At 69.7% G+C, this 11,956-nt stretch carries 11 protein-coding genes; 9 read left to right on the top strand and 2 right to left on the bottom strand.

From position 1 onward, the window contains the following. From nagE to C1H66_RS00790, 9 genes are all read left to right on the top strand, one after another. Positions 1-1,830 (top strand): N-acetylglucosamine-specific PTS transporter subunit IIBC (gene nagE / locus C1H66_RS00830; RefSeq protein ID WP_240618175.1); only part of this gene is annotated, 1,830 nt, incomplete at its 5' end. Positions 1,831-1,937: 107 nt separating this feature from the next. Next, positions 1,938-2,735 carry a Cof-type HAD-IIB family hydrolase gene (locus C1H66_RS00825; RefSeq protein WP_102626027.1) on the top strand — a complete coding sequence of 266 codons (798 nt, stop codon included), beginning with the start codon at positions 1,938-1,940 and terminating at the stop codon, positions 2,733-2,735. 120 nt (positions 2,736-2,855) lie between these two features. After that, positions 2,856-3,575, top strand: coding sequence for a response regulator (locus C1H66_RS00820; protein ID WP_102626026.1), 720 nt, complete (start codon positions 2,856-2,858; stop codon positions 3,573-3,575). An 83-nt stretch (positions 3,576-3,658) separates the two neighbouring features. Next, on the top strand, positions 3,659-5,092 hold the full coding sequence (locus tag C1H66_RS00815; protein ID WP_102626030.1) for an ATP-binding protein: 1,434 nt from the start codon (positions 3,659-3,661) through the stop codon (positions 5,090-5,092). A gap of 42 nt (positions 5,093-5,134) precedes the next feature. Beyond that, positions 5,135-6,325, top strand: coding sequence for an AGE family epimerase/isomerase (locus tag C1H66_RS00810; RefSeq protein WP_102626025.1), 1,191 nt, complete (start codon positions 5,135-5,137; stop codon positions 6,323-6,325). 121 nt (positions 6,326-6,446) lie between these two features. After that, positions 6,447-7,721, top strand: a complete 1,275-nt coding sequence (locus C1H66_RS00805) for an ABC transporter substrate-binding protein (RefSeq protein WP_102626024.1) — start codon at positions 6,447-6,449, stop codon at positions 7,719-7,721. 62 nt (positions 7,722-7,783) lie between these two features. Next, positions 7,784-8,713 carry a carbohydrate ABC transporter permease gene (locus tag C1H66_RS00800; protein ID WP_181423464.1) on the top strand — a complete coding sequence of 310 codons (930 nt, stop codon included), beginning with the start codon at positions 7,784-7,786 and terminating at the stop codon, positions 8,711-8,713. After that, complete coding sequence (locus C1H66_RS00795; RefSeq protein WP_102626023.1) at positions 8,706-9,584, top strand: carbohydrate ABC transporter permease; 879 nt, start codon at positions 8,706-8,708, stop codon at positions 9,582-9,584. Before C1H66_RS00800 ends, C1H66_RS00795 begins: the two co-directional genes overlap by 8 nt. A 47-nt stretch (positions 9,585-9,631) precedes the next feature. Continuing rightward, complete coding sequence (locus C1H66_RS00790; protein WP_102626022.1) at positions 9,632-10,753, top strand: ABC transporter ATP-binding protein; 1,122 nt, start codon at positions 9,632-9,634, stop codon at positions 10,751-10,753. A 99-nt stretch (positions 10,754-10,852) separates the two neighbouring features. On the opposite strand, the gene C1H66_RS00785 is transcribed toward C1H66_RS00790, so the two are convergent. After that, complete coding sequence (locus C1H66_RS00785; RefSeq protein ID WP_102626021.1) at positions 10,853-11,290, bottom strand: universal stress protein; 438 nt, start codon at positions 11,288-11,290, stop codon at positions 10,853-10,855. Positions 11,291-11,367: 77 nt separating this feature from the next. Further along, positions 11,368-11,956, bottom strand: a 589-nt coding sequence (locus C1H66_RS00780; RefSeq protein ID WP_102626020.1) for a TIGR01620 family protein, incomplete at its 5' end; no start/stop codon positions are given.

Genomic DNA, 11,956 nt, shown 5'->3' with positions numbered 1-11,956 from the left:
GCTGCTGGCCAGCGACGCCACCACAACAACGACAACGACTCTCGAGAGGATCTCCTGATGACCATGACCCTCGGTAACCGACTGATGGCCGGACTGCAGCGGCTCGGTCGCTCCCTGATGCTGCCCATCGCGGTGCTGCCCATTGCCGGCCTGCTGCTGCGCCTGGGCCAGCCCGATCTGCTCGACATCGCCTTCATCGCCGGCGCCGGCGAGGCGATCTTCGCCAACCTGGCGCTGATCTTCGCCATCGGCCTGGCGGTGGGGTTCGCCGACGACGGCAACGGCGCCGCCGGCCTGGCCGGGGTGATCGGCTACCTGGTGCTGGATGCGGTGCTCACCGCCCTGAACCCCGAGATCGACATGGGGGTGCTGGCGGGAATCATCATCGGCAGCGTCGCGGGGCTGCTCTACAACCGCTACAAGGCGATCCGGCTGCCGGACTATCTGGCCTTCTTCGGCGGGCGGCGCTTCGTGCCCATCGCCACCGGGCTCGCCGCGGTGGCCCTGGGGGTGGTCTTCGGCCTGGCCTGGCCGCCGGTGCAGCACGGCATCGACGCGCTCGGCCGCTGGCTGATCGATGCCGGCGAACTGGGCCTGTTCGTCTACGGCACCCTCAACCGCCTGCTGATCGTCACCGGCCTGCACCATGTGCTCAACAGCCTGGTGTGGTTCGTGTTCGGCAGCTTCGAGGCGGCCTCCGGGACCCTGGCCAGCGGGGACCTCAACCGCTTCTTCGCCGGCGACCCGACGGCGGGCAGCTTCATGGCCGGCTTCTTCCCGGTGATGATGTTCGGCCTGCCGGCGGCGGCCCTGGCCATGTACCACGCCGCCCCCCGGGGGCGGCGTGCCCAGGTGGGCGGCCTGCTGCTGTCCCTGGCGCTGACCGCCTTCCTCACCGGGGTCACCGAGCCCATCGAGTTCACCTTCATGTTCCTGGCCCCGCTGCTCTACGGCCTGCATGCGCTGCTGACCGGGATCTCCATGGCGCTGATGCACTGGCTCGACGTCAAGCTGGGCTTCACCTTCTCCGCCGGCGCCTTCGACTTCGCCCTCTCCTACGGGCTCTCCACCAATGGCTGGCTGATGCTGCCGGTGGGCCTGGCCTACTTCGCCCTCTATTACACCGTGTTCCGCTGGGCCATCGCCCGCTTCGACCTGCCCACCCCGGGTCGCGAGCCCGAGACCGTGGCGCCGCGAAGCGGCAACGAGCCGTGCGGAGAACGCGGCCCGGCTTTCGTCGCGGCCCTGGGCGGGGCCGCCAACCTGGTCAGCGTCGGCGCCTGCACCACCCGGCTGCGCCTGGTGCTGAACGACCCCGCGCGGCTCGACGAGGCGGCCCTCAAGGCACTGGGGTCCCGGGGCCTGCTGCGCCTGCAGGGTGGCGGCGTACAGGTGATCCTGGGCCCGATCGCCGATGGGGTGGCCGATGAGATTCGTCAGGCGCTGAGCCAGGGCGATAGGGGGCCCATCGCCGCCTCTTCCCACGATCCGGTGGCCGACGAGATCCGCGGCGCCCTGGCCGCCCAGGGCACGACGCCGCAGGGCGCGCCGGCCACGCCGCAGGGGAGGGCGGCGGTGCCTGCCGAGGCCATCGATGCCGCTGCCCGCGGCGACTGGCTGCATGCCCTGGGGGGCGAGGCCAATGTCAGCGAGGCGGCGGCGGTGGCCACCACCCGGCTGCGTCTCGCGCTACGCGATGCCACGGTGCTGGACGAGGCGGCGCTGACCCGGCTCGGCGCCCACGGGGTACAACGCCTGGAGCACGGCGTGGTGCATGTGCTGCTGGGGCGGCACGCGGCCACCGTGGCCAGGGGGCTGCAGAACGGCTGAGGGTGGCGGGTGGGGCGGCATGGCCCCACCCGCCGGCGTCGCGAGCCAGGGTGGGACGACGCAGGCTGAATCGGTTAAGCTGGGCATCCACGAACAGGGAGAGCACCATGACCCCACGCCTGATCGTCTCCGATCTCGACGGCACCCTGCTGGGGGCCGATCACGATCTCCATGCGCACACCATCGAGACGCTACGGACGCTGGCCGGCCGGGGCCACCACCTGGCCTTCGCCTCGGGGCGGCACTTCCGCGACATGCTCGCCTTCCGCGAGCGGCTCGGGGTGCCGATCCATGTGATCAGCACCAACGGCGCCTACCTGCACGGCCCCGACGACCGGATGCTCGCCGCCCGGCACCTCGAGGCCGAGCTGGCCCGGGAGCTCATCGCCCTGGAGCGCCACCACAGCGTGCGGCTCAACCTCTACCGCGACGAGGAGTGGCTCATCGACGCCCCGGACCCGCGGCTGCTGGCGCTGCACGCCCATACCGGCTTCGGCTATCGGGTCGCCGGGCCCGGTGAGCTCGACGGCGAGGGGGTCGGCAAGGTGCTCTATATCGGCGAGCCGCGGCGCCTGGCCGGGCTCGAGGCCGCGGTCCGCGAGCGCCACGGCGAGCGGCTGCACGTGACCTACTCGACCGCCAACTCGCTGGAGGTCATGGCCGGCGGGGTCAACAAGGGCACCGCCCTGACCGCGCTGCTCGAGGCCCTCGGGCTCGCCCCCGAGGCCTGCCTGGCCTTCGGCGACAACCTCAACGACACCGAGATGCTGCGGCTCGCCGGCGAGGCCCATGTGATGGCCAACGCCCACCCCGACCTGTCGGCCCTGGTGCCCCGGGCGCGCGCCATCGGCCACCACGACGAGGCCGCCGTGGCCAAGTGGTTGCGCGAGCGCTTCGGCCTGTGAGCCGGCTGCTACCTTGGTCGCAAGCACCTTGCCGTCGTCCCCGCCCTTGACCATCATCGAGTCCCCATAACGACAACACGCTAGGGGCGGTGCCGGCATCGCCCCTGCCACCAGGCGACGATGACGACGACTCCTGCCACCCTGATCGTGGTCGACGACGATCCCGAGATCCGCGAGCTGCTGGCCGACTATCTCGGCCGCCACGGCTATCGCGCCCTGGTCGCCGAGGATGCCGAGGCGCTGCACCGCCTGCTGGCCCGGGAGACCCCCGACCTGCTGATCGTCGACATCATGCTGCCCGGCGACGACGGCTTCACCATCTGTCGCGAGGTACGCCGGACGAGCGAGGTGCCGATCATCATGCTCACCGCCAGCGCCGACGAGACCGACCGGATCCTCGGCCTGGAGCTGGGCGCCGACGACTACCTGGGCAAGCCCTTCAACCCCCGCGAGCTGCTGGCGCGCATCAAGGCGGTGCTGCGCCGGACCCGCACGTCGACCAGCGACCCCGAGCACGCCCGCCTGGTGGCCTTCGGCAACTGGCGGCTCGACCGGGTGACCCGCGAGCTGATCGACAGCGAGGGCGAACGCAGCCCGCTGTCGGGGGCCGACTTCCAGCTGCTGCAGGCGTTCCTCGAGCACCCCGAGCAGGTGCTGTCCCGTGACGGCCTGTACGAGCTGAGCCGTGGCCGGCCGGCCCCGCCGCTGGATCGCTCCATCGACGTGCACGTCTGCCGGTTGCGCCAGCGGCTCGGCGAGGATGCCCAGCACTCCCAGTTGATCCGCACCGTGCGTGGGGCCGGCTACGTGCTGGCCACCCGGGTGGACGTGCTGCCGTGAAGCGGGACGGGCCCTGGCGGCGCCTGCGTCGACGGCTGGCCCTCGCCTTGCCGCGTACCCTGCGCGGGCGCTTCGTGCTGATCATGGTCGTCGGGGTGCTGGGCGCACAGCTCGCCAGCTACGTCATCTGGACGACCCAGGCACGTTCCAGCCAGCTGGAACAGCTCGACGAACTGTCGCTCAACGTGGCCTACAGCGTCGCCTCCACGGTGCGGTTCTTCCGCTCGCTGCCCTACGACTACCGGCATATCGTGCTCGACCAGTTGCGCGACATGGGCGGCACGCGGTTCTTCGTCAGCGTCAACGATCACCGCATTCCGATCCTCGACACCGGCAATGGTCCCGGCAAGTCGCTGGTGGTCGACAACTTCCAGCGGGTGCTGGCCTCGGAGCTGGGCATCCGCGATGCCCTGGTGGAGTTCTCGCGCCCCGAGGAGCTGCGCCTGCTCAACAACGAGGTGCTGCTGCACGACCTGCCGCGCCGCTGGGGCCAGCACAGCCTGCTGATGGAGCCGCTGTCGCCACCGGTGCTGGTGGTGCAGATGGAGCTGGAGCCGGAGACCTGGCTGTATGTGGCGACGCTGCTGCCCATCCAGGACCTGTTCACCACCCAGGGCTGGCTGTCCGAGGAGCGCCTGCTGGCGGCACTGCTGGTGCTGCTGACCGTGATCGGGCTGTCGCTGGCGGGCATCCGCAGCGCCACCCTGCCGCTGGGGCGACTGTCGCGGGCGGCGCATCAGCTGGGCAATGACCTCGACGCGCCGCCGCTGCGCGAGAGCGGGCCGCGGGAGGTGGTGGCCACGGCGGTCGCCTTCAATCGCATGCAGCGGCGTATCCGCGAACAGGTGGAGGAGCGGGAGCGGTTGTTCTCGGCGATCTCCCACGACCTGAAGACGCCGATCACCCGCCTGCGGCTGCGTGCCGAGATGCTCGACGATCCGCTCCAGCGCGAGCGATTCTGCGCCTCCCTCGATGAGCTCGACCAACTGGTCAAGGGGGCGCTCGCCTCGGTCAAGGGGGTCGACCTCCATGAGCCGTTGCAGGAGATCTCGTTGCGCGACCTGCTCGAGGGGCTGGCCGAGGAGCTGAGCCTGCAGGGCGGCGAGGTCGCCATCGAGGGCAACGCCGCCCCGTTGACCGTCAAGCCATTGGCCATCAAGCGCTGCCTGGCCAATCTGCTCGAGAACGCCATCTTCTACGGGGGGCGAGCCGAGGTGTCCCTCGACGAGCAGGGCACGACGCTGCGCATCGCGATCCGTGACCACGGCCCCGGGATTCCCGACGCCGAGCAGGCGCGCGTCTTCGATCCCTTCGTCCGCCTGGAGCCGTCGCGCAGCCGGCATACCGGCGGCTCCGGCCTGGGGCTGGGCATCGCCCGGCATATCGTGCGTGCCCATGGCGGCGAGCTCACCCTGGCGAACCATCCCCGGGGCGGCCTGGTGGCGACGCTGGTGCTGCCCCGCGAGCCGGGCGGCAATGCGTTGCAGGCGACATGGGGCCCAGGGGCGATGGGCTAGGCTGAGGTCATCGCCTGCGTCCGAACGCCGAGAGTGCCGACCATGAACGTCCACGACATCGCCTTTCTCGAGGCCCATATCCGCAAGACCATGGGCTTCTATCACCCGCGCGCCATCGATTCCGAGGGCGGTTTCTTCCACTACCTGCGCGACGACGGCACGATCTACGATCGCCGCCATCGCCACCTGGTCTCCAGTGCCCGCTACGTCTTCACCTACGCGCGCTTCGCGGCCTACTTCCAGGCGCCGGAGTACCTGGCCTGGGCCCGTCACGGCCTGCGCTACCTGGAAGAGCGGCACTTCCAGCCCGACTACCAGGGCTATGCCTGGACGCTGCGCGACGGCCGGGTCGAGGACGACACCAACCACTGCTATGGCCTGGCCTTCGTGCTGCTGGCCCATGCCACGGCCCTCGAGGCCGGCATCGATGAGGCCCGAGAGGGGCTCTATCGGGTTCACGAGCTGCAGACGCGGCGCTTCTGGGAGCCCCGCTGGCGGCGTTATGCCGACGAGGCCGATCGCCACTGGCAGGTGTCCGACTATCGCGGCCAGAACGCCAACATGCACAGCTGCGAGGCGCTGATCGCGGCCTTCGATGCCACCGGCGATGCCGAGTTCCTGGAGCGTGCCCTGCAGGTCGCCGAGGCGATCTGCCTGGGCCAGGCGGAGCGGGGCAGGGGCTGGATCTGGGAGCACTACGATCGCCACTGGCGGCCCGACCCGGACTATCATCGTGACGATCCGAAACACCTGTTTCGCCCCTGGGGCTACCAGGTCGGCCATCAGACCGAGTGGGCCAAGCTGTTGCTGATGCTGGAACGGCGCCGTCCCGCGCCCTGGCTGCTGCCCAGGGCCCGTGAGTTGTTTCTCGGCAGCGTGGAGGCCGGCTGGCATCCCGAGCACGGCGGCCTGGTCTACGGCCTCGACCTCGACGGCGCGATCTTCGACGGCGACAAGTACTTCTGGGTGCAGGCCGAGAGCCTGGCCGCCGCGGCGATGCTCGGCAGCCGCACCGGCGAGCGGCGTTTCTGGCGCTGGTACGAGCGGCTGTGGGACTTCAGCTGGCGGCACATGATCGACCATGAGCACGGTGCCTGGTATCGCATCCTGACCCCCGACAATCGCCGCTACTCCGACGAGAAGAGCCCCGCCGGCAAGGTCGACTACCACACCATGGGGGCCTGCTACGACGCCATCGAGGCCCTGCGCCGCGGCAATGTTTCACCCTCGTAAGAAACCGGCAACACTATCCAGCACTAGGTAACCCCAGCAGGGGCGGGGAATGGGCTAGCTTTGCTTCCAGGCCGTCGCAACCCGCGGCCGACGAGACCCATAACAAGACGGAGACACGCCCATGCACGCATTCACGCACCCCCCGCTACTGCGCAGGACCCTGCTCGGCCTGGCCGTGGCGACGGCGCTGGGGGCTTCCCAGGCCCCGGCCGGCGAGGTCGAGGTCCTGCACTGGTGGACCTCCGGCGGCGAGGCGCGGGCCGCCAACGTGCTCAAGGAGCTGATGGAGGCCGAGGGGCACGGCTGGCAGGACTTCGCGGTGGCCGGGGGCGGCGGCGAGACGGCGATGACCGTGCTCAAGTCGCGCGCCATGTCGGGCAACCCGCCCTCCGCGGCGCAGATCAAGGGGCCGGAGATCCAGGAGTGGGGCGAGCTCGGGTTGCTCGGCAACCTCGACGACGTGGCCGAGCAGGGGGGATGGAATGCGCTGCTGCCCGAGACCGTCGCCGATGTCATGCGCCACGACGGCCAGTACGTGGCGGTGCCGGTCAACGTCCATCGGGTCAACTGGCTGTGGGCCAACCCGGCGGTGCTCGAGGCCGCCGGCGTCGAGATGCCCACCAGCCTCGACGAGCTGTTCGCCGCGGGCGAGGCGATCCGCGAGGCCGGCTATGTGCCCCTGGCCCACGGCGGCCAGGCCTGGCAGGACGCCACGGTGTTCGAGTCCGTGCTGCTGGCCACCGGAGGTGTCGACTTCTACCGTCAGGCGCTGGTCGAGCTCGATCCCGAGGCCCTGGGCGGTGACGAGATGGTCGAGGCCCTGACGACCTTCAAGCGGCTGCGCGAGCTGATGGACGACGACATGTCCGGTCGCGACTGGAACATCGCCACCTCCATGGTGATCGAGGGCGATGCCGCCATGCAGCTGATGGGCGACTGGGCCAAGGGCGAGTTCACCGCCGCCGGCCTGACGGCGGGCGAGGACTATCTGTGTGCCGCGGCGCCGGGGACCGGGGAGGCCTTCACCTACAACATCGACAGCCTGGCGATGTTCCGGGTCACCGACGAGGCCGAGCACGAGGCCCAGCAGACCCTGGCGCGGCTGGTGCTCGAACCCACCTTCCAGGAGGCCTTCAACCTGGCCAAGGGGTCGATCCCGGCCCGTCCCGACCTCGACATGGGCGCCTTCGACCAGTGCGCGCAGCAGTCGCTGGCCGACTTCCAGCGCACCGCGGAGGCGGGCGGCCTGGTGCCCAGCATGGCCCACGGCATGGCGGTGCGCGCCGACGTCCAGGGCGCCATCTTCGATGTCGTGACCAACTACTTCAATGCCCGTGACATGGAGGCCGAGGAGGCCGCTCGGCGCATGGTGAACACGGCCCAGGCGGCGCTGTAACGCTTGCTGGCCAAGGCGTCGTCTCTCGGCGGCGCCTCCGTTCCCCTTCGAGGACTCCTGTCATGACCCATTCGACTTCCGTGGCGCGCCCGGCACGGGCCGCTGCCCGGCGCTCCTCCGCCGGTCACCTGCAGGCATGGCTGCCGCGGCTGGTGCTGGCGCCGTCCGTCGCCGTCTCGCTGTTCTTCGTCTACGGCTTCATGCTGTGGACCTTCATTCTCTCGTTGACCAACTCGCGCATGCTGCCGAGCTACGACCTCGTCGGCTTCGCCCAGTATGCGCGGCTGATGACCAACGACCGCTGGTGGGTGGCCTCGACCAACCTGGTGGTGTTCGGCGCCCTGTTCGTCGGCATCTGCCTGGTGGTGGGGGCGCTGCTGGCCATCCTGCTCGACCAGCGCATCCGCCAGGAGGGGGCGCTGCGCACCCTCTACCTCTATCCCATGGCGCTGTCGTTCATCGTCACCGGGGTGGTGTGGAAGTGGCTGCTCAACCCCGGGCTCGGCATCCAGGCCATGGTGCGCTCCTGGGGCTTCGAGGGCTTCACCTTCGACTGGCTGGTGAACCCCGACATGGCGGTCTACACCCTGGTGATCGCCGCCGTGTGGCAGGCCTCGGGCTTCGTCATGGCGCTGTTCCTGGCCGGGTTGCGCGGCATCGACGACAGCATCATCAAGGCCGCCCAGCTCGACGGCGCCAGCCTGCCGCGCATCTACTGGCGCGTGGTGTTGCCCTGCCTGCGGCCGGTGGTGTTCAGCGCGGTGATGATCCTCTCGCATATCGCCATCAAGAGCTTCGACCTGGTGGTGGCGCTCACCGGCGGCGGGCCCGGCTATGCCTCGGACCTGCCGGCCACCTTCATGTACGCCCATGCCTTCACCCGGGCGCAGATAGGCCTGGGCTCGGCCAGCGCCATGCTGATGCTGGGCGGCGTGCTGGCGATCCTGATCCCCTATCTCTACTCGGAACTGCGGAGCCGCCAGCATGGATAACGTGATTCGTCGCCGCACGCCCGCGGCCCGGTGCTGGCGCCTGGCGCTCCACGCCGTGTTGATCCTGGCCGCGCTCTTCTACCTGCTGCCGCTCGCCGTGATGCTGATCACCTCGGTGAAACCCCTGGACGAGATCACTGCCGGTACCCTGCTGGCGCTGCCTCAGTCGCCGACCCTGGCGCCCTGGGCCAAGGCCTGGGGCGAGGCCTGCACCGGCATGCGCTGCGAGGGGGTGGGCGGCTATTTCTTCAACTCCATCGCCATCGTCGTCCCCGCGGTGCTGATTTCCACCGTCGTCGGCGCCCTCAATGGCTATGCCCTGACCAAGTGGCGCTTCAAGGGGTCGGAGCTCGTCTTCGCGCTGATGCTGTTCGGCTGCTTCATCCCCTTCCAGGTGGTGCTGCTGCCCATGGCCCAGACGCTGGGCTGGCTGGGGCTGTCGAGCTCCCGGGCGGGCTTGATCCTGGTGCACGTGGTGTTCGGCATCGCCTTCACCACCCTGTTCTTCCGCAACTTCTACGTGGCGGTGCCCACCGAGCTGGTCTCGGCGGCCAAGCTCGACGGGGCGGGGTTCTTCCGCATCTTCTGGCGCATCCTGCTGCCGGTGTCGGCGCCGATCATCGTGGTCTCGGTGATCTGGCAGTTCACCCAGATCTGGAACGACTTCCTGTTCGGCGTGGCCTTCTCGGCCCACGACACCCAACCGGTGACGGTGGCGCTCAACAACCTGGTCAATACCTCCACCGGCGTGCGCGAGTACAACGTCGACATGGCGGCGGCGATGATCGCCGCGCTGCCGACCCTGGTGGTCTACGTGCTGGCCGGCAAATATTTCGTGCGCGGGCTCACCGCGGGTTCCGTCAAGGGGTAGGGAAACACCGCTTTCCCATGCATAAGATAACGAAGAGGTAACTCCTCATGTCTGCGTTGGAAATTCGTAACGTCTGCAAGGACTTCGGCAACGAGCAGGTGCTCAAGGATGTCAGCCTGGCCATCGACTCCGGCGAGTTCCTGATCCTGGTCGGGCCCTCGGGATGCGGCAAGTCGACGCTGATGAACGCCATCGCGGGGCTCGAGCCGGTGACCTCCGGGGAGATCCTGATCGCCGGCGAGGCGGTCACCTGGAAGACCCCGGCGGAGCGCGACATCGCCATGGTGTTCCAGTCCTATGCGCTCTACCCGAGCATGACGGTGCGCGGCAACATCAGCTTCGGCCTGGAGATGCGCAAGGTGCCCAGGGCGGAGCGCGAGGCTGCCGTCGAGCGGGTCGCCGACCTGCTGCAGATCTCCCATCTGCTGGAGCGCAAGCCGGCGCAGCTCTCCGGCGGCCAGCGCCAGCGGGTGGCCATGGGCCGCGCGCTCGCCCGTGAGCCCAAGGTCTACCTGTTCGACGAGCCGCTCTCCAACCTCGACGCCAAGCTGCGCGTCGACATGCGCACCGAGATCAAGAAGCTGCACCAGCGGCTCGGCACCACCATCGTCTACGTGACCCACGACCAGATCGAGGCGATGACCCTGGCCGACTGCATCGCGGTGATGCGCGACGGTCGCATCCTGCAGCTGGGCACGCCGGACGAGGTCTACAACGACCCGGTGGACATCTTCGTCGCCGGCTTCATGGGCTCGCCGTCGATGAACTTCATCGCCGCCACCCTGGAGGGCGGCGAGGGCGGTTACCGCCTGCGCATCGTCACCCCGGACGAGGAGGACCTGGTGTTGCCCTGGCCGGTATCCCGGGAGACCCCGGACCTGGCCCGGCGGGTGGGGCAGCAGGTGGTGCTGGGGCTGCGCCCGGAGCACTTCAGTGAGGAGGATCTGCGCCTGACTGACCAGGCCGAGGGCACCCTGCTCGAAGCAAGGGTCACGGTGGCCGAGCCGACCGGTGCGGATATCCTGCTGCGCCTGCCGCTGGGCGCGGGCGAGGTGACGGCCCGGGTCGGGCCCAAGTGTCGGGTGGCCGCCGGTGAACGGCTGGCGCTGCGGGTCGACATGGGCCGCGCGGTGCTCTTCGACAGCGAGACGGAACGCCGCCTGGCCTGAGGCGTGACCGGTGTGTCGCGCCGGTGCAGCGAGGTGACCCGAACGCACCGCGGCGCCCGAGAGGCGCCGTGGTGCGTATCGGTGGGGGGGACGAACGGCTCAGCGCACGGTGATCACGGTGCACTCGGCGGCGTGGCTCACCTTGTGGGAGACGCTGCCGACCACGAAGCCCTGCAGGTCGCTGAGGCCGCGGCTGCCCATGACGATGGCGTCGACATGGTGCTTGCGGGCCTCACTGAGGATGGTACGGACCGGATCGCCCTGGGCAAGCTGCGTCTCGACCCGGGGGGCGCCCTGCTCCCGGGCGGCCTCGGCGGCGCGGGTAATCAGCTGCCGGCCGACCCGCTCTCGCTCCTCCTCGGAGGCCTCGAGGGTCACGGGACCGATGCCCCACACCAGGGGGGTCTCGTGGGAGAGCGACTCGGGGATGTGCAGCAGGTGCAGGGTGCTGCCCTCATGGACCAGTCGGCAGGCCACGGCGAGGGCCTTCTTGGCGTGTTCCGAACCGTCGACGGGGACCAGGATGGAGCTGAACATGGTGAATTTCCTTCTCGCGGATGTATGCCGTTACTTTCCGAGCCTAGCCCCTTGGAGCAGCCGTGTCATGACCGGGGTCAAGGGCGGTGTCGTTTCTCATCGCCGGCCTTGGTCTCCAGGCGTCGCAGCTGCTGCCAGAGCTCGCCGCGCAGGTCGCTCATGCGGGGCATCTCGTCGTCGCGGAAGGCCAGCGGCCGGGTCAGCCGCTGGGTACGCAGCCCGAGCCGGGCGCTGAGCAGGCCGACGCCGAGCCCCTGGCCGGCGCGGGCCGAGAGCCGCCCGGCGAGGTTCAACGACAGCACCTGCATGCTCGCCTCGCTGGCCATCTCGGTGGCCCCGGCGAAGGCCATGTTATAGAGCACGCTCCGCAGTAGCCGCAGCCGGCTGGCGTAGCCCAGCTCCAGGCCGTAGAGCCGGCAGAGCCGGTCGATCATCGCCAGATTGCGCCAGGCGACCAGCGCCATGTCGACCAGGGTCAGGGGGCTGACCGCCACCATCACCGCGGTCTCGCCGGACATCCGCGAGATCAGCCGGCGCGCCTCCCGGTCCCGCGGGGCGAGCAGGTGGTGGGCGAGCAGCAACTGGATGTCATGGCCGTCGTGGTGGGGCTGACGGGCGGCGACATCCAGGTGGTGGGCGAGCAGCAACTGGATGTCATGGCCGTCG

Origin of the sequence: Halomonas heilongjiangensis (assembly GCF_002879645.1) — a bacterium.
Classification (GTDB): domain Bacteria; phylum Pseudomonadota; class Gammaproteobacteria; order Pseudomonadales; family Halomonadaceae; genus Halomonas; species Halomonas heilongjiangensis.
The sequence above is the reverse complement of the archived record's forward strand: the minus strand, read 5'-3'. Positions and strand labels throughout refer to the sequence as shown.